This window comes from Pseudomonas viciae (assembly GCF_004786035.1).
Lineage (GTDB): Bacteria > Pseudomonadota > Gammaproteobacteria > Pseudomonadales > Pseudomonadaceae > Aquipseudomonas > Aquipseudomonas viciae.
In genome coordinates, this window is sequence record NZ_CP035088.1 from 126835 (window position 1) to 145000 (window position 18166).

Here is an 18166-nt window from a genome sequence, read left to right on the forward strand (position 1 = left end):
ACAGGGACGTATGATGAAATTGCTTTTCAGGAAAGCCGGCGCCTGGATGCGTCAGACTTGGGTCTGGACGTTGCTGTTGGTATTTTGCGCGGCGTCGCTGGTGTGGTTCGTCGGGCCACTGCTGGCAGTCAACGACTACAAATTCTGGGCGAGCCCGACGGCGCGGCTGCTGAGCATCAGTGCGTTGCTCCTGGGCTGGGGCCTGGGGATGGTTTGCGTCAATGGGCGCGTGGCGAACAGGGAAACCAAGGAAACAGACACCGACCGGCTGCGCATTCTGCGTCAGACAAGAATTGATAATGAGCAACGCGAGCTGCGCTCGCGTTTCAAGAAAGCCTTGAAGGCGCTAAGGACCTCAAGCCTTTATCCCGGTCGTGGCGAACGCTGGCGCAACGATTTGCCGTGGTACTTGCTGATGGGCCCTCCCGCCAGCGGCAAGACCAGCCTACTGGACTGCTCGGGCCTCGAATTTCCCCTCAACAAGCTTGAGCGAAGGCCGATGGGCGAGGCGTCGGGCACTCGGCATTGCGACTGGTATTTTGCCGAACATGCCGTGCTGGTCGACACTGCCGGACGCTACTTGACCCAGGTGGATGTTGATGTCGACTCAAGCGCTTGGGCCACTTTGCTAGAACTGTTGCGCAAGCGTCGTCGCAGTCGACCCTTGAGCGGCATGTTGGTGACTGTACCGACCGAGGTTCTGCTGGAAAACAGCGAGGACGAGGTTGCCACGCTGGCCTGTAAGATTCGTGGGCGCTTGCAAGAGGTGCAACGGCGATTGCACGTTGATGTGCCCATTTACCTCGTGCTGAGCAAAGCGGACAGCGTGTCCGGCTTCAATGAATTCTTCGATTCTCTGACGCACGAGGAAAGCGACCAGGTGTTGGGTGTGAGTTTCGGTCGGGAGCAGCGCGGTATGGATGTGGCCGTCTTGCGTTCCGAGTTCGAGGCGCTACTGCATCGGCTCGATAGCCAGGTGATCATGCGCATGCATCAGGAGCGCGACATCTTGCGCCGTAGCCGCATTCTTGATTTTCCCCATCAACTAAGGCAAATCGGCACGAATCTGTGCCTGCTGGTCGAACAGGCGTTCACCGGCAGTGCCTGCCCGCTACGTGGCTTTTACTTGACCTGCGCATTGCAGCCGGCCCATTGCGTAGCCCCGACTGTCGCCCGCAGTAATGCGAGGCCCCACGCCAGCGATGGTGCGGCTGGTCGGCGCTCGCGGTTTATTCATCAGTTACTCAGTCGGGTGATTTTCCCGGAGGCCGATCTTGCTGGCCTTAATCAGCGCGAGCGCCTTCGTATTCTTTGGGGCCAGCGGGCTCTGTTCCTCGGGGCGCTAACGGCCCTCGGCCTGTTCGGGTTGTTGTGGGCGAGCGGTTTCTCAGCCAACCATGAGCGTTTGGAAAACTTGCGTACATTGACGCAACGCTGGGATCACCAGCGCTTGGCCCTGATGACAGGTGATGATTCGATTGCGATGCTCGAATCACTTGATATCCGACTCAAAGCCACTCAGGTTTTCCCACCCAGTAGGGAAGTGCCGCTGTATGAGCGAGTTGGTCTTTACCAGGGGGACGCGAGTAACCCGCCAGTGACCAGCGCTTACGAGCGTGAACTACAGGCGCAACTGTTGCCTCGGGTCGCGCAGATGCTCGAGGAGCATATCCGCGGCAATATGAATAATCGCGAACAGCTGATCAATAGCCTGCGCGCGTACTTGATGCTCGACCTGCAGGAGCGTCGCGATGTCGCGTGGCTCAAGGATCGGGTCGCCCACGACTGGTCCCTGCGTTACGCTGGCAACACAGCGGTGCAGAAGGGTTTGAATGCCCACTTCGAGCGTTTGCTGGAGCAGCCATTTACCCATGGGCTCAACAAGCCGTTGGTGATCCAAGCCCGGGAAGCCCTGCGCAGAGAGTCCCTTGCCACCGTCGTTTATCGAATGTTGCGCGAACAGGCCAGTCACCTGCCGCAATACCGGTTCAGCCAGCATCTGGGACCACAGGGTTCGTTGCTGGTTGGCGTCGATCGTGTGATTCCCGGTTTCTACACTCGGCAGGGTTACGAACGATACTTTTCGATTCAGGGTTCGGCACTGGTCACTGAATTGCTGCGGGACAACTGGGTACTGGGAGAAGGTGCGGGTCTTAGCGACATGGACATGCGCAGCCTGATGATTGAACTGGAGCAGCTATATTTTCGTGACTACGCTGATCATTGGAGCGAAGCGGTTGGCCAGGTTGCCTTGCAATCGATCAATCGCGCAGATGAGGGCGCCGAGCAACTGGCGGGGCTGACCTCGGCCCATTCGCCGATTCTGCAGATGCTGGTGCAAGTGCGCGAAAACACTCGGATCCAGACGGTTGCCGAGCGTATTGGCGACGTGACGCAAGCGGTCGGAAGGGGGAGCGACACTATTACTCAACTCGCTGCCCTCGCAGGGAAGGCCAATGGTTCCCTGGCCGAAAACCTGCCGGACACTGCACAAAAATCCTTGCAGCGGCGTTTTGAACCGCTGCACCGTTTGCTGGACCCGGACAATGGCCCGACGGCGGACCTGATTCAGGCCTTGCAGGCCCTCGATGACGTGCAACTGCAACTGGCGAGCCTGGCCCGTGCCAGTTCGCCAGAGCAGGCCGCGTTCGAGCTGGCCAAAAACCGCATGGGTGGCCAGCGCGATGCACTGGGTAACCTGCGCAACGCGTCCGCTCGTTTGCCGCGTCCGGTTGGTGTGTGGTTCAACGGATTGGCCGAAGACAGCTGGCGCCTGGTACTCAATGATTCATACCGTTACCTGAACCAGCGCTACCAGAGCGAGCTGTACAGCTTTTATGGCAAGGCGATCAGCAAGCGCTATCCGTTCAGTGCCCACAGCGCCAGTGACGTAGCGATCAATGATTTCAGGGAGTTCTTCAAGGACCAAGGTATCGTCGATCGATTCTTTGAAAGTTACATGCGGCCTTTCGTCAGTGGCCATCCGGGGCACTATCGCCTGCGCAGCATCGACGGCCAAAGCCTACCGATGTCCAGGGCCTATCTTGATCAAATGGTGACGGCGCACACCATCCGCCAGAGCTTTTTCGCCGAAACCCCGTCCGAGCCGCAGGTGCAGTTCATGCTTGAGCCGTACACGCTCGATTCTACTGTGAGCCGTTCCGAATTCCGATTTGGCGACAAGTCGCTTGAGTACCGTCACGGTCCGATCCTGCCCATGGCATTCACCTGGCCAAACGACGCGCAGGACGGGCGAACCGCCCTGGTGCTGGACAAAATGGTCGGGCGAGGAGTCGGCATCGAGAAGAACACCGGGCCATGGTCACTGTTTCGTTTGTTCGACCTGATGCAGACCGAGTACCTGACCGGTCGCGACGTGCGCGTGCTCAAGGCGGACTTGGGGGGCTTGCGAGCCAATTATCTGTTGACGAGTCAGCGCGCGCCGAACCCTTTCGACATGAGCGTGCTACGTACCTTCCGAATGCCGGTGCAGCTTTGATGCGGGACGCTGTCCACTGGCGCAGCGCAGCGCGTACAGACCCAGGCAAGGTTCGGTCACGGAACGAGGATGCGTTTCTCGACTGCCCGCAGCTGGGGCTGTGGGCGGTCGCCGACGGAATGGGCGGTCATGCGGGGGGGGATATCGCCAGCCAGTTGATCGTTGCCAACCTGGCGGAGTTGCCGCTGTACCCGGACCTCGACGAGCGATCGAAAGCGGTGCGCCAGTGTCTGCGCTGGACCAATCGACGGCTGAGCGAGGAACTGACCGTCAACGCCGGGCGTGATCCCGGCATCATGGGCAGTACCGTGGTGGCGCTGTTGCTGGAAGGCAACCGTGGGGCCTGCATCTGGGCCGGCGATAGTCGCTGTTACCTGTGGCGCGGTCGGCGGTTGTATCAGTTGTCCAAGGACCATTCATTGCTACAACGACTGATCGACAAGCAAAAAATGAACATCGATGAAGCTCTTAGCCATCCTGCGGCCAGAGCGTTGACCCGTGCAGTGGGCGCCGCGCAAGAGCTGAGGCTGGAAGTACTGGAACTGGCGATTCACTCCGGCGACACCTTCTTGTTGTGCAGTGACGGCCTGTATCAGGACCTCAGTGGCGAAGCGCTTGGCGATGCGTTGAGCCTGGCCTCACCGCGTCTGATGCTGGAGTGTCTTTTCGAAGGCGTTTTGCGAGGCACGGCACGAGATAACCTGACGGCGGTGGTGATTCGGCTGTGAGTGAAGAGGGCAGTCATTGCATCTATTCCGCCTTCGCCAACGCTTTGCCTATAGCGACACCGAACCTGCGCGGCATCAGCGAAGCACCGGAAATACTCGCCGGTCGCTACCGCCTCGAACGCTTGCTCGGGGCCGGTGGCATGGGGATTGTTTACCGTGCTCGGGATCTGCTGCATGAACAATACGGCGATCCCGATCCGTATATCGCGTTGAAAATGCTCAGTGAGGTATTCGACGAGTCACCCGACGCCAGCGCGTTGCTCTACAGTGAATTCGCCCTCACGCGGCGATTGCATCACCCGAACGTGCTGCGCCCCTACACCTTCGAAGTAGACGCTACCCATCGGCGGGCTTTCATCACCATGGAGCTGATGCACGGGCTGACGCTGGACAAGCTGCTCTGCGAACGACCCCTCGGGTTACCCTGGCAGGAGCTGAAGGCTATCGCGGTGCCGCTGCTCGACGCCCTGGCGTATGCCCATGGTAGGGGCGTGCTGCACGGCGACATCAAGCCCAGCAATGTCATGCTGGGCGAAGAGGGTGTGCGTCTGTTCGATTTTGGCTTGGGTCTGGCACAGGATGGGCCTTTGAAGAACCTGCCCAATCTGAACCGCAAACAGCTCAACGCCTGGACCCCTGGCTACGCCGCCCCTGAGTTGCTCGAAGGTGCGCCTCTGTCCGCGAGTGCCGATGTCTATGGTGTGGCTTGCGTGCTGTATGAACTGGCGAGCGGCAAGCACCCGTTCCGGCGTTTACCTTCAACCCAAGCACGCGATGCGCGCTTGGCGCTTGAACTCAAGGCGCTGCGCAACCTGCCCAAGCGCTGCTGGCCGGCGCTGCGAAGGGCGCTGGCGTTTGATCCGGGGCAGCGGGGCATTGGTGCGGCTCAGTTGTGTGATGTGTTGGGGGGCGTTTCGTGCTGGTGGTAAAGCAGAGTTTGCGGGAGCCGTCGCTTTTCCGTTTGCTGCTCCCTGAGCAAAGACTGTGTCGCTTGCTCGATGTAATCAAATACCTCAGTCGGAACTGAATATTGGTATTGCTTATGACGATTATTCGAAACGGTCCCATTGTTCGTCAGGCACATCATTACGAGGGTCAGATCACTACCACGCACGTCGTAAGCTTCGTTGACCGCCTGAACGACCTGATCGTAGTTCGCAAGGAAGATTGTTTCCTCACGAAGCTCGACTTCAATCGCTCGCTTGGCCATTTCCAATGGTGAAGCGGACCCCGAGCGTGGCATCCCAGAAGCGGTAGATTGCAGGATCACCGGTAAAGTCGATCGCGACAGAAACTGGCGGGATCGACCTTTATCCAGCACTCGGTTCGCCAGCAATGAACTCAGTTCGATCAGGTCGAAGCTGGCAACGATGGTGGTGTAAAAAGCTACGCCCGACTTGTCGACGATTTTTTTATTCTTCCGTTTTCTTCCTAGAGATCCTTAAGGTAAGAAATATCTGAAGGGGCAAAGTAGTGCCAGTCAGCTAAGAGAGGTAACGCCTGGCACCGAACGGTCAAGGCAACTCCAACCCTCCGCCGGCCTTGTGCAGTTTGCGCAGATGCTCGCCAATCGCTTTGACGTTGGCCTCACTCGCGGCAATTTCAGCGGCGCGGCTGGGTTCAAGTAGAGCCCTGACTTCCTTATCCAGATCGCCTGTCAGCGTTTGCAGCTGTTTCTGACGCAGGCTGCTTTCCGATTCCAGTCGCTGCCACTCGCTGGGCTGTGGCAACCCATAGCCGCTGCTGCCGAGCAATTCGGCGGGGCGGCTCAGGAAGCCGCTGTTGGCGAGGATCTGCTGCAGCGTTGCGTTGGCTCTTTCCATGCCGCCGTTCTGCAATTCACGGGCACCCAGGTAGCGCTGTTTGACTTCATCCTGGGCCAGCAACAATTGTCGACGATAACTGGCCTGCTCCAGCAGCAACAACGCGGCGCTGGTACGCAGGTCGGCCTTTTCGAACCAGGCGCGACGTTCGGCGGCGTCCAGGGCCAGCCAGTCTTCTACGGTTTGTTGCTTGATGGGCAAATACTTCTTCAGCACGTCAAACATCGCTTGATAGCGCTCGCGGAACGAATCGAAGCGGTAGCCCAGGCGCAAGGCTTCCTTGGGGTCATCGAGCACGCTGGTATCGGCCAGGCCCCGCCCCTTGAGCACTTCCAGCAAGCCGTTGGGCATGATGCTGTCCAGGCCCTTGAACTGCGCGTTATTACTACCGCTGCGCAACAGCTTCAGGCTTTCCACCGCGCAGTTATTCGACAGGAAGTAGTAGTTGCCGTCATAGCTCCAGTGCATTTCAGCGGCGTGCTCGACCGTTTCCTCGATCTCGGTGCGCGACAGATTCAGCGGCACTGACGCCAGGCTGCGCAGTTCGGTCTTGGTGTATTCATCGATCACTTGGGCCAGCGGCAGTACGAACAGGCGCGATGGGTATTTGCCCACCAGCCCATCCCAACTGGACAACTGCACATCACCCACGAAGGCGCGATACGACAGCACCAAGTGTTGATCCAGATCCAGGCGGCAGTCCGGGCCACGGGGGCGGCCCGGCGCGCAGATCACCAGCCGGAGCATGCTGTGGCCCCAGCGGCTGACCCAGTTCTGGTTGGCTTCGGCCAGCAGGTAATCGACGGCATAGACCCGCTCGGGGTCGACCTTGCCCAGTGGTGTCTTGGCGAAATCGTTGCCGGCATTGAGGAAGGCGAAGGATTTGGCGCAGGTGTCCTTGGCGGCGGGCGCCCACCCGAAGTGTTCCTGGTAATAACGATACAGTGCGGGCCGTCGGCAGGCGTAGCTCGGGTCGAGGAGAAAGTACTCCATGTTGACCGCGACAAACTCCTTGGGGCTGCTCGTCTCGTAGAGGTCGGGGCTGCGGGCGACCTGGCGGTTATGCTGTTCCCGCTCTCCGCGACGGCCGACGTATTGCGGCCAACCGGCGAGATCCAGCAAGCGTGGATCATCGCTGAGGGTGAAGCGGCGGTCGTTCTGGCCTCGGCATTCATCCGGAAGGCCGATTATCCCGGCACTGCTGTTACGTCGGGTGCAACGCTGGATCAGCGTGCGCTCGGCATCCGGCCATAAACGCGAGCGGTCATAGATGTGGGTCAGTTCATGCAGGACCGTGGCGAGCATTTCTCGCCGCACTGTGCCATGGGGGCGTTGGGTCTTTTGCGTGGCGGCGCTGCCGTCGGTGAGGCTGTCGAGTAGATTGCTATTGAGGTCCAACTGCGACACCAGCGAGGCCTGGCCGTAGGCGTTGGCGGGCATCTGGTCGGTCCAGCCGACATCGATGCGTCGGTCCAGTCGCTCGATGAAACGCGGCGGCAGGGCCCGCATGGCTTCATCGAGCAGTGCCTGGCTGGCCTGCTGTTGCGCCGGGCTCAAGCCGTCGCCATTGAGGTGCAGTTGCAGGCCGGCCTGGGCCATGCTGCCCGTGAGCAACAAGACCCCGGCCGCCAGCCAGGCGGCGAACCGCCTCACAATGCGAGGATGGCTTCGGCGAGAACCTGGTCACTGGCATCGCGGGCTTCTGGCACGCGAGTGCGCAAGGTGTCGAAGGCGGCCTCGAGATGAGCACCACGAATTTCACCGTTACTGGCGACAAAACTGGCCGCATCGTCATGAGCTTCACGAACGATTTTCGAGTCGCGGATGGACGTCGTGGTGTCGGACGTGAAATCGATCGTGCGCTGGGAAGCGCGAACGATGATGTTACTGGTGGCTACCAGGGTATGTGCCTGGGCCACATCGGCCAACAACAGCAGGCCTAGGGTGGCAGCAATCAGCGGGCTACGCATGGAACGACTCCGGAGAATAAAGATAACTATTGGACGAGAATTGCTTGTGCCAGTTCAAGGTCGCTGGCGCGAAGTTTTGGCTGGGTCCGGCGCAGGTAATCCAGGGCCGATTCCAGTTGTGCCCCTCGCAGTTGCCCGTCACTGGCGATGAATGCCGCAGCGTCATCGTGAGCGGCGACGATCAGTTTATGGTCGAAGGGCGCGGAGGTCACCATGCTTGAGGCATAGCCGCTGACCACCACTTGTTGAGTGGACACATCGAAGGCATGGGCCGGAACGGACCAGCAGAAAGCGCTAAAGAAAAATGCGATGACCAGATTTGAGTAGAAACGCATAAGACTCGACGGTTGATGGCGAGTCCGAAGGCTAGCGCAAACTCCCGGTCCAGAGCCAGTGTTGAAACATCGGAACACGATTGGCGGGCCGATGTTTCATGTTGGATCAGATCACCAGAATGGCCTGGGCCAGCTGCGCATCGGTGGCAGTCAACTGCGGCGCTTGCTGGCGGATGTAATCCAGGGCGCTTTCCAGTTTCACACCCCGGATTGCGCCTTCACTGGCCACGAAGCTGGCTGCGTCGTCGCGGGCGGCCTGAACGATTTTGTTATCGCGCAGCGATGAGGTTGCATCGGAGGTGACGTCGGACGTGGCCTTGAGTGCACCCACGATGGAGTCGGTGGTGACGATAAAGCTGCTGGCATTGGAATGGGCGGTTACGGCCAGCAGGGCGGCAGCGCTGAGCAGACGAAGACGGATCATGATGAAACTCCTTAACAATAAGAAAGGCCGGTGCGTGTAGCTGGAGAGGAGACGCATGCTCGACTCGCTTCGCCACGTTCGGTTCGATATTAGGTCAGAACGCGTCGGCTGACAGCCTTGGGATGGCCGCTGACGATTTTATCGCGGTGCCAGTAAAACTGTACTGGTTAATTTTTAATATGTTTAAAACTGTTTTTTCGTGGTGTTGACATGAAAATCAAACCCGGAAACGACAAAACCCGCCGTGGTTTCCCACGACGGGTTTTGTTTGTTCAATTCGATGCTGGCGGTGGACCCGGTGGGTCAGGGCCAGCGACGCTAAATTAGCGCCAGAACGGCTTGCTCAGCTCTTCGTAGCGTTGTGCTTCGCTGATACCGGCGTCAGCCAGCAGGCGCGAATCCAGACGGGCCAGTTGGTGGCGGCTGGCGATGCGGCGCTGCCACAACATCAGGTTAGCGATAACGCGAAGAGGCAGGGAAGCCTGGTTTTTTGCAGCTTTGTCTTCGAAAAACAGCTCGGAACTGAGTGTACGTTCCATGGTTGACATCCTTCCGCTTATGGCGGGATTAGGTAGTGGTTTAACTGGTGCCCATATTCCTCTCGTTTGGCCAGTCTCTCTAGATACAGTTCACCTGTATTGTGAGAGACCAGTTAACTGTTAAAGAGTGGTGTACTGGTCGATATTGAGGCAACTGTACCTGTCGGCACTAAATTGGTGCAATATCGGCGATCGGAGTGTGTTTTGTGGGAAAAGACTGTAAGAAAACACCGGTACAGCAGTACAGTTTTTGTCGCGTTTGCCACGAATGGCAGAGCCCAGCAAAACTGTATTTGCTGTCGCGGTGATCCAGTTGTATCAAACCGCCAACATGCACCCGGTTTCTTCCAGGTTCAGGTGCCAACTCAGTGCATCGCGCAAGATGTGCGGTGTATGCCCCCCCAAGGCGCATGCTGCTTCAAAGTAATCATTCAATGCCTGGCGGTAGGACGGGTGCACGCAGTTATCGATGACCACTCGTGCCCGCTCCCGTGGCGCCAGGCCCCGCAGGTCAGCCAGGCCGATCTCGGTCACCAGGATGTCGACATCATGCTCTGTGTGGTCCACATGGCTGACCATCGGCACAACACTGGAAATCGCGCCGCCCTTGGCGATCGACTTGGTGACGAAAATTGCCAAGTGTGCATTTCGGGCGAAATCCCCTGAGCCGCCGATACCGTTCATCATCCGCGTGCCGCAGACATGGGTGGAGTTGACGTTGCCGTACAGGTCGAACTCCAGCGCTGTATTGATGGCAATGATGCCCAGGCGGCGTACCACCTCCGGATGGTTGGAAATCTCCTGCGGGCGCAGGACCAATTTATCCTTATACCTTTCCAGATTTCCGAAGACGTCGGCATTGCGTCGAGCCGACAGTGTGATGGAGCTGCCCGAGGCAAAGCTCAGTTTGCCGGCGTCGATCAGATCGAACGTAGAATCCTGCAGCACTTCGGAGTACATGGTCAGGTCTTCGAAGGGGGAGTCGATCAACCCGCACATCACGGCGTTGGCGATATTACCGATACCGGCCTGTAACGGTCCGAGCTTGTTGGTCATGCGTCCGGCCGCGACTTCCTGCTTGAAGAAATCGATTAAATGATCAGCGATAGCCTGGGTATCGCTGTCCGGTGGCAAAACTGTCGAAGGCGAATCGGCTTGGTTGGTAATGACAATAGCGGCTATTTTTTCCGGTGGAATCGGAATCGCGGAACTGCCAATACGGTCGTCGACCTTTATCAGGGGAATCGGCGTACGGGTCGGGCGATAGGTCGGGATATAGATGTCGTGCAGCCCTTCCAGGTTCGGATTGTGCGCCAGGTTGATTTCAACGATCACTTGTCTGGCGAAGATGGCAAAACTGGCCGAGTTACCCACCGAGGTGGTCGGCACGATGTGCCCCTGCTCGGTAATGGCCACCGCTTCGATCACCGCAATGTCCGGCAGCTTGAGCTGGGCATTGCGCAGTTGTTCGACGGTTTCCGAGAGGTGCTGGTCGATGAACATCACCTCGCCTGCGTTGATCGCCTTGCGTAGTGTGCTGTCGACCTGGAAAGGCATGCGTCGCGCCAGCACACCCGCTTCGGTGAGCTCTTTATCCAAGTCATTACCCAGGCTCGCCCCGGTCATCAGGCTGATTTTCATGGGGGTGACCTTGGCGCGCTCGGCCAGGGCGTGGGGCACTGCTTTTGCTTCTCCGGCGCGGGTAAAACCGCTCATGCCGACGGTCATGCCGTCCTGAATCAACAAGGCTGCTTCGGCAGCGCTCATCACTTTATTCAACAAAGAGGGCAAGCGGATGCGATCACGGTACATGGAGGATTATCTCGGGCTGGAAGCAAGATGCGCAGTCTAGTGAATTCGCGCCGTGCCCGACCCGCTACAAAAGTCGCATTTTAGGCGTCTATTACGGGCGTTTCAGGCAAAACATTATTACCGGATCGGTAACGTTCGGCCTTGATACAAATCAAAACGCCCCGACAAGTCGGGGCGCTAGTGGTGACGCAGTGAGCTTTATTCCACTGCTTTGACCATGTCTTCGATGACCTTCTTGGCGTCGCCGAACACCATCATGGTCTTGTCGAGATAGAACAGTTCGTTGTCCAGGCCGGCGTAACCGCTGGCCATCGAGCGCTTGTTGACGATGATGGTCTTGGCCTTGAACGCTTCGAGGATCGGCATGCCGGCAATCGGCGACTTCGGATCGTTCTTCGCCGCCGGGTTCACCACGTCGTTGGCGCCGAGCACCAGCACCACGTCGGCCTGGCCGAACTCGGAGTTGATGTCTTCCATCTCGAACACCTGATCGTAAGGCACTTCGGCCTCGGCCAGCAGCACGTTCATGTGTCCGGGCATGCGACCGGCCACCGGGTGGATCGCGTATTTAACGGTCACGCCGTGGTGGGTCAGCTTCTCGGTCAGCTCTTTCAGCGCGTGCTGCGCCCGTGCTACCGCCAGGCCGTAGCCCGGCACGATGATCACGGTGTCGGCGTTGGTCAGCAGGAAGGTCGCGTCGTCGGCCGAACCGGATTTCACCGGTCGCGCTTCTTTGGAGCCTGCCGGGCCAGCAGCATCCGCTGTGTTGCCGAAACCGCCGAGCAATACGTTGAAGAACGACCGGTTCATGGCCTTGCACATGATGTACGAGAGGATCGCACCGCTCGAACCCACCAACGAACCGGCAATGATCAGCATCGAGTTGTTCAGCGAGAAGCCGATACCCGCTGCGGCCCAACCGGAATAGCTGTTGAGCATCGAGACGACCACCGGCATGTCCGCACCGCCGATCGGGATGATGATCAACACGCCCAGTACGAACGCCAGGGCCAGCATCAAGGCGAACGCGCCGAGATTGCCGGTGAACATGAAGGTCAGGCCCAGGCCCAGTGTTGCAAGGCCGAGGATCAGGTTGAGCTTGTGCTGGCCGCCAAACTGTACCGGTGCGCCTTGGAACAGGCGGAACTTGTACTTGCCCGACAGTTTGCCAAAGGCGATCACCGAACCGGAGAAGGTAATTGCACCAATGGCTGCGCCGAGGAACAGCTCCAGTCGGTTACCGGCCGGAATCGCATCGCCCAACTGCTTGACGATGCCCAGGGACTGCGGCTCGACGACGGCGGCAATAGCGATAAACACTGCGGCCAGGCCGATCATGCTGTGCATGAACGCCACCAGCTCCGGCATCTTGGTCATCTCGACACGCTTGGCCATGATCGAACCGGCGGTGCCGCCAACCAGCAGGCCGACGATGACGTAGCCGATGCCGGCAGTGGCCAGCTCAGCGCCGAGCTTATAGATGAGGCCCACAGTGGTGAGCACCGCCAGCGCCATGCCGAGCATGCCGAACAGGTTGCCGCGTCGCGAGGTGGTGGGGTGCGACAGGCCTTTGAGGGCCTGGATGAAACAGATCGACGCGATCAGGTAGAGCGTCGTTACCAGGTTCATGCTCATTACTTGGGCGCCTCTTCTTTTACGGCTTTCGGGGCTTTTTTCTTGAACATCTCGAGCATGCGGCGCGTCACCAGGAAGCCACCGAACACGTTCACTGCCGCCAGGGCCACGGCGAGGGTGCCCATGGTCTTGCCCAAAGGGGTCACGGTCAGCGCGGCGGCGAGCATGGCGCCAACGATCACGATCGCCGAAATGGCGTTGGTCACCGCCATCAACGGTGTGTGCAGTGCGGGTGTAACGTTCCAGACCACGTGGTAACCGACATAAATCGCCAGCACGAAGATGATCAGGTTGTAGATACCGGGGGAGATAAGCTCTTCCATTGTCTGAATCCCTGCTTAGGCGTTTTTGCGGATGACCTGGCCGTCGCGGCACATCAGGCACGCGGCGACGATGTCGTCTTCCAGGTTCACGTCGAACTGACCTTCCTTGGTGAAGACCAGCTTCAGGAAGTCCAGCAGGTTGCGGGCGTACAGCGCCGAAGCATCGGCCGCGACTTCGCCAGCCAGGTTGGTCGGGCCGCAGATGGTCACGCCATTCTCGACCACCACCTGATCAGCCACAGTCAGCGGGCAGTTGCCGCCCTGAGCCGCTGCCAGGTCGATGACCACCGAGCCGGGTTTCATCTGCGCCACGGTTTCGGCACTCAGCAAGGTTGGCGCCTTGCGGCCCGGAATCAACGCCGTGGTGATGACGATGTCGGCCTGTTTGGCGCGCTCGTGCACGGCCTGGGCCTGGCGTTGCATCCAACTGGCTGGCATCGGGCGGGCGTATCCGCCGACACCGACAGCGCACTCGCGCTCTTCGTCAGTTTCGTAGGGCACGTCGACGAACTTGGCGCCGAGGGATTCGATTTGCTCCTTCACCGCAGGTCGTACATCCGACGCCTCGATTACCGCGCCCAGGCGCTTGGCCGTGGCAATTGCCTGCAGCCCGGCCACGCCGGCGCCGAGAATCAGCACGCGTGCCGCTTTCACAGTGCCTGCAGCGGTCATCAGCATCGGCATGAAGCGTGGATAGTGGTGAGCGGCCAGCAGCACGGCTTTGTAGCCGGCAATGTTCGCTTGAGACGACAGCACATCCAGGCTCTGGGCGCGGGAGGTACGTGGCGCAGCCTCCAGGGCGAAAGCGGTAATACCGCGTTCGGCCAGCTTGGCGATGGTTTCGTTGTTGAACGGATTGAGCATGCCCACCAGAACGGTGCCGCTCTTGATCAACGTCAGTTCGCTGTCGCTGGGGGCGACCACCTTGAGAATCAGTTCGGCCCCGAACGCATCATTGGCACTGCCAATGGTTGCACCCGCGGCTTCATAAGCACTGTCGATAACGCTGGCCTTGATGCCGGCACCGCTTTGAACAGTGACTTTATGACCTTGGCCGATCAGCTTCTTGATGGTTTCCGGGGTTGCAGCAACCCGTGTTTCACCCGTTTGGGTTTCGAGGGGAACACCAATGTGCACGTCAAATCTCCTGCGTGATCTTATTGAGTAAACCCAGGCACTTCGGATGGTGCGGCTGGGGCGGCCGATCAGCACGATCCCGCCGAATCAGGCGGGGCGCGGCATTTTGCAGGCGAAAATTCAGCCCTTCAAGGGATTATGACTGGTGACGGAAAATTAACTACAAGTCACCCTGTGACCGAATGTCGCAATTGTTGATCGGAACCCCGTGTAGGCCGTACGTTTCAAGGATTTAGGCCCGAATTGACCAATTTTCCCATCGGCCAGATGAATAAGCCCTGATGCGCTGCGCGATATGGCTCAAAGCCATGTATTTAAACGCTTCAGAGACTACTGGACTGACTTCATAGCAGACTGACTGAATGCGACATAAACTTATATCTGTAGCGACTTTTGTTAGTTGACTACCTAAGGTGTTTACAGTTTTTTCTTTATTAATCAAGCTGATAGCTCGTTGCTTGTTGTACAAGCCAATCGCGAAAAGCCCGAAGAGATGCAGATTCGACCTTTCGTTCAGGAATCATCAGGTAATAGGCCTTGATACTCGACAGTGCATTCCGGTTGGCAACGACCAGTCGTTTCTCTGCCAGTTCACGCTGGATCAAAAAGGGTGGGATCAACGCAACTCCCATATCGTGCATGGCTGCCTGGGCAAGCATGGAGAATAGTTCATAACGCGGGCCTGTCAGGTCTCGGGCAATGTTCAGGCTCTGTGAGTTGAACCACTGGCGCCAGGCATACGGGCGAGTGGTCTGCTGGAGCAAGGGCAATTCGGCGATGGCCTCCGGTGTCAGGCTCTGCTTGCCGCCCAGTAAGGTAGGGCTGCATACCGGCATCGGATTTTCGCCCATCAGTTTGTGGGACTCGGTACCAGGCCAGTCCGCATCGCCGAAATAGATGGCTGCGTCAAACTCCGTGTCCGCAAAGAGGAAGGGTCGCGTGCGGTTGGTCAAGTTGACGGTGACTTCCGGATGCTGTTGTTGGAAGTCCTTGAGGCGCGGTAATAGCCATTGGGTGCCAAACGTGGGTACCACCGCCAGCTCGATGACGTTCGCGCCGGTGTGTCCCATCACCGAAAGGGTATCGCGCTCCACAGCGTCCAGTTGGGTGGCAACCCGGCGGCTGTAGGAAAGACCTGCTTCGGTCAGTTTGACCCCGCGTCGTGAGCGTCGGAACAACTCCACGCTGAGGAATTCTTCCAGGCTGGCAATCTGTCGGCAAATAGCCCCTTGCGTCAGAGAAAGCTCTTGCGCCGCTTTGGTGAAGCTCTCGTGACGTGCCGCAGCTTCAAAACTGATTAGGGCGGTGGTGCTGGGGATTTTGCGGCGCATATACGAAAGCCTCACTCAAGATCGACATAAACAGGGTTCATGACGTTTACGGAGTGAGAAATTAGCACAAGACTATGCGGAATCCTCGTTTGCCCTCGTAGGAAACCGCGCCTAGGATCAATCCACGATTTTTCATTTAGTTGGCGAGGACTCTTTCATGGCCGGTAAAGCGAGCTTCAACTGGATCGATCCATTGTTGCTGGACCAGCAGCTCACCGAAGAAGAACGCATGATTCGCGACACTGCTGAGCAGTTCGCCCAACAGAAGCTCGCGCCGCGAGTGCTGGAAGCGTTCCGTCATGAGAAAACCGACCCGGCGATCTTCCGTGAAATGGGGGAAGTGGGGCTGCTGGGCGCAACCATTCCCGAACAATACGGTGGCAGTGGGCTGAACTACGTCAGCTATGGCCTGATCGCCCGCGAAGTGGAGCGCGTCGATTCCGGCTATCGCTCAATGATGAGTGTGCAGTCCTCGCTGGTCATGGTGCCGATCAATGAATTCGGCACCGAGGCCCAAAAGCAAAAGTACCTGCCCAAGCTGGCTTCCGGTGAATGGATCGGTTGCTTCGGTCTGACAGAGCCGAACCATGGTTCCGACCCGGGGGCGATGATTACTCGTGCGCGCAAGGTGGAGGGCGGCTACAGCCTGACGGGCAGCAAGATGTGGATCACCAACAGCCCTATCGCCGACGTATTTGTTGTCTGGGGCAAGGACGACGCGGGGGATATCCGCGGCTTTGTGCTCGAGAAAGGCTGGAAAGGTCTGAGCGCACCGGCCATTCATGGCAAGGTCGGCCTGCGTGCGTCGATCACCGGCGAGATCGTCATGGACAACGTGTTCGTTCCGGAAGAGAACATCTTCCCGGATGTCCGGGGTCTGAAGGGGCCGTTCACTTGTCTGAATTCGGCGCGCTACGGCATCTCCTGGGGTGCCTTGGGTGCCGCCGAGTTTTGCTGGCACACCGCTCGCCAATATACGTTGGACCGGCAGCAGTTCGGTCGCCCTCTGGCCGCCAATCAGTTGATCCAGAAGAAGCTGGCCGACATGCAGACCGAAATCACTCTTGCCCTACAAGGATGTCTGCGTCTGGGGCGTATGAAAGATGAGGGTACGGCTGCGGTTGAAATCACTTCGATCATGAAGCGCAACTCCTGCGGCAAGTCTCTGGATATCGCTCGCATGGCACGGGACATGTTGGGCGGCAACGGTATCTCCGATGAGTTCGGCATCGCCCGTCATCTGGTGAACCTTGAGGTGGTGAACACCTACGAAGGCACGCACGACGTTCATGCCCTCATTCTTGGGCGTGCGCAAACCGGCATCCAGGCGTTCTATTAATAGGAGGACGGTATGGGCGCGCTTTCGCACCTGCGGGTATTGGATTTATCGAGGGTGCTGGCTGGGCCTTGGGCCGGACAGATCCTGGCTGACCTGGGGGCTGAGGTTATCAAGGTCGAGCGTCCGGGCAATGGTGACGATACGCGCGCCTGGGGGCCGCCCTTCCTAAAGGATGCCTATGGCGAGAATACGACCGAGGCGGCGTATTACTTGTCGGCCAATCGCAACAAGCAATCGGTAACCATCGATTTCACTCGTCCCGAGGGGCAGAAGCTGGTGCGGGAACTGGCGGCCAAGTCCGACATCCTGATCGAGAACTTCAAGGTGGGTGGGTTGGCGGCTTATGGTCTGGACTACGACTCGCTGAAGGCGGCCAACCCGCAATTGATCTATTGCTCGATTACCGGGTTCGGCCAGACTGGTCCTTATGCCAAGCGCGCCGGGTATGACTTCATGATTCAGGGGCTGGGAGGCTTGATGAGCCTTACGGGGCGCCCTGAAGGTGATGAGGGGGCGGGGCCGGTGAAAGTCGGGGTCGCGCTCACGGATATTCTGACGGGTGTTTATTCGACTGTTGCCATTCTGGCGGCGCTGGCTCACCGCGAGCACGCAGGCGGTGGGCAGCATATCGATATGGCCTTGCTGGATGTTCAGGTGGCTTGCCTGGCCAACCAGGCAATGAACTACCTGACCACGGGTGCTGCGCCGAAACGATTAGGTAACGCCCATCCGAACATCGTGCCCTACCAGGATTTCCCTACGGCTGACGGTGACTTCATCCTTACCGTGGGGAATGACGGCCAGTTCCGAAAATTTGCCGAGGTGGCCGGTCAGCCGCAATGGGCTGATGATCCTCGTTTCGCGACAAACAAACTGCGGGTGGCGAACAGGGCGGTATTGATTCCTTTGATTCGCCAGGCGACGGTCTTCAAGACTACTGCCGAGTGGGTGGCTCAGTTGGAGCAGGCCGGTGTGCCTTGTGGGCCAATCAACGATCTGGCGCAGGTGTTTGCTGACCCCCAGGTGCAGGCTCGTGGGCTGGCGATGGAATTGCCTCACGCGCTGGCGGGTAAAGTACCGCAGGTGGCCAACCCGATTCGGCTGTCCGAGACGCCGGTGGAGTATCGCAGCGCGCCTCCTTTATTGGGAGAGCACACGCTGGAGGTGCTGCAGCGGGTATTGGGAGTGGATGAGGCTACGGTGACGGCTTTCAGGGAGGCCGGGATCCTTTGAGTCTTCCTTCTATATAGATGAAGTCGTTTAGAGGATGG

The 18166-nt window shown here is 58.7% G+C and carries 15 protein-coding genes and 1 pseudogene; 5 read left to right on the forward strand and 11 right to left on the reverse strand.

The features are described 5' to 3' along the window. Positions 1-13: 13 nt before the first annotated feature. From tssM to EPZ47_RS00590, 3 genes are read left to right on the forward strand one after another with little or no spacing between them, the layout of a single operon-like run. Positions 14-3499: a type VI secretion system membrane subunit TssM gene (gene tssM / locus EPZ47_RS00580; RefSeq protein ID WP_135843065.1), complete on the forward strand. Its 3486-nt coding sequence runs from the start codon at positions 14-16 to the stop codon at positions 3497-3499. Then, the gene (locus tag EPZ47_RS00585; protein ID WP_135843066.1) at positions 3499-4227 is read left to right on the forward strand and encodes a PP2C family protein-serine/threonine phosphatase; all 729 of its coding nucleotides are present in this window, start codon (positions 3499-3501) and stop codon (positions 4225-4227) included. Before tssM ends, EPZ47_RS00585 begins: the two co-directional genes overlap by 1 nt. Beyond that, the gene (locus tag EPZ47_RS00590; protein WP_135843067.1) at positions 4224-5156 is read left to right on the forward strand and encodes a serine/threonine-protein kinase; all 933 of its coding nucleotides are present in this window, start codon (positions 4224-4226) and stop codon (positions 5154-5156) included. The genes EPZ47_RS00585 and EPZ47_RS00590 overlap by 4 nt, the downstream gene beginning before the upstream one ends. Here the strand turns inward: EPZ47_RS00590 and EPZ47_RS00595 are convergent. From EPZ47_RS00595 to EPZ47_RS00645, 11 genes and pseudogenes are all read right to left on the reverse strand, one after another. Then, positions 5114-5516: pseudogene (locus EPZ47_RS00595) on the reverse strand (Fic family protein); the annotation flags it as partial. The gene EPZ47_RS00590 and the pseudogene EPZ47_RS00595 sit on opposite strands and share 43 nt — an antisense overlap. 225 nt (positions 5517-5741) lie before the next feature. Beyond that, on the reverse strand, positions 5742-7703 hold the full coding sequence (locus EPZ47_RS00600) for a DUF7844 domain-containing protein (protein ID WP_135843068.1): 1962 nt from the start codon (positions 7701-7703) through the stop codon (positions 5742-5744). After that, positions 7700-8020 (reverse strand): DUF2388 domain-containing protein, encoded by a 321-nt coding sequence (locus EPZ47_RS00605; RefSeq protein ID WP_025216193.1) that lies wholly within the window; start codon positions 8018-8020, stop codon positions 7700-7702. The genes EPZ47_RS00600 and EPZ47_RS00605 overlap by 4 nt, the downstream gene beginning before the upstream one ends. A 26-nt stretch (positions 8021-8046) precedes the next feature. Continuing rightward, on the reverse strand, positions 8047-8355 hold the full coding sequence (locus EPZ47_RS00610; protein WP_135843069.1) for a DUF2388 domain-containing protein: 309 nt from the start codon (positions 8353-8355) through the stop codon (positions 8047-8049). Between the two features lie 106 nt (positions 8356-8461). Then, complete coding sequence (locus tag EPZ47_RS00615; protein ID WP_135843070.1) at positions 8462-8779, reverse strand: DUF2388 domain-containing protein; 318 nt, start codon at positions 8777-8779, stop codon at positions 8462-8464. 323 nt (positions 8780-9102) lie between these two features. After that, positions 9103-9318 (reverse strand): DUF1127 domain-containing protein, encoded by a 216-nt coding sequence (locus tag EPZ47_RS00620; RefSeq protein WP_072398028.1) that lies wholly within the window; start codon positions 9316-9318, stop codon positions 9103-9105. Positions 9319-9636: 318 nt separating this feature from the next. Beyond that, positions 9637-11130: an acetyl-CoA hydrolase/transferase family protein gene (locus EPZ47_RS00625; RefSeq protein ID WP_135843071.1), complete on the reverse strand. Its 1494-nt coding sequence runs from the start codon at positions 11128-11130 to the stop codon at positions 9637-9639. A 198-nt stretch (positions 11131-11328) separates the two neighbouring features. Further along, positions 11329-12765 carry an NAD(P)(+) transhydrogenase (Re/Si-specific) subunit beta gene (locus tag EPZ47_RS00630; protein ID WP_135843072.1) on the reverse strand — a complete coding sequence of 479 codons (1437 nt, stop codon included), beginning with the start codon at positions 12763-12765 and terminating at the stop codon, positions 11329-11331. Next, positions 12765-13088 (reverse strand): NAD(P) transhydrogenase subunit alpha part 2, encoded by a 324-nt coding sequence (locus tag EPZ47_RS00635; protein ID WP_003187010.1) that lies wholly within the window; start codon positions 13086-13088, stop codon positions 12765-12767. Before EPZ47_RS00635 ends, EPZ47_RS00630 begins: the two co-directional genes overlap by 1 nt. Before the next feature lie 15 nt (positions 13089-13103). After that, entirely contained in the window at positions 13104-14225 is a 1122-nt protein-coding gene (locus tag EPZ47_RS00640) for a Re/Si-specific NAD(P)(+) transhydrogenase subunit alpha (RefSeq protein ID WP_135843073.1), read from the reverse strand. 434 nt (positions 14226-14659) lie between these two features. After that, positions 14660-15556: a LysR family transcriptional regulator gene (locus tag EPZ47_RS00645; RefSeq protein WP_135843074.1), complete on the reverse strand. Its 897-nt coding sequence runs from the start codon at positions 15554-15556 to the stop codon at positions 14660-14662. A gap of 157 nt (positions 15557-15713) precedes the next feature. Between EPZ47_RS00645 and EPZ47_RS00650 the strand changes: the two genes are divergently transcribed. Both EPZ47_RS00650 and EPZ47_RS00655 read left to right on the forward strand, forming a co-directional pair. Continuing rightward, positions 15714-16895, forward strand: coding sequence for an acyl-CoA dehydrogenase (locus EPZ47_RS00650; RefSeq protein WP_014335919.1), 1182 nt, complete (start codon positions 15714-15716; stop codon positions 16893-16895). Positions 16896-16907: 12 nt separating this feature from the next. Then, entirely contained in the window at positions 16908-18128 is a 1221-nt protein-coding gene (locus tag EPZ47_RS00655) for a CaiB/BaiF CoA transferase family protein (RefSeq protein WP_135843075.1), read from the forward strand. Positions 18129-18166 lie beyond the last annotated feature (38 nt).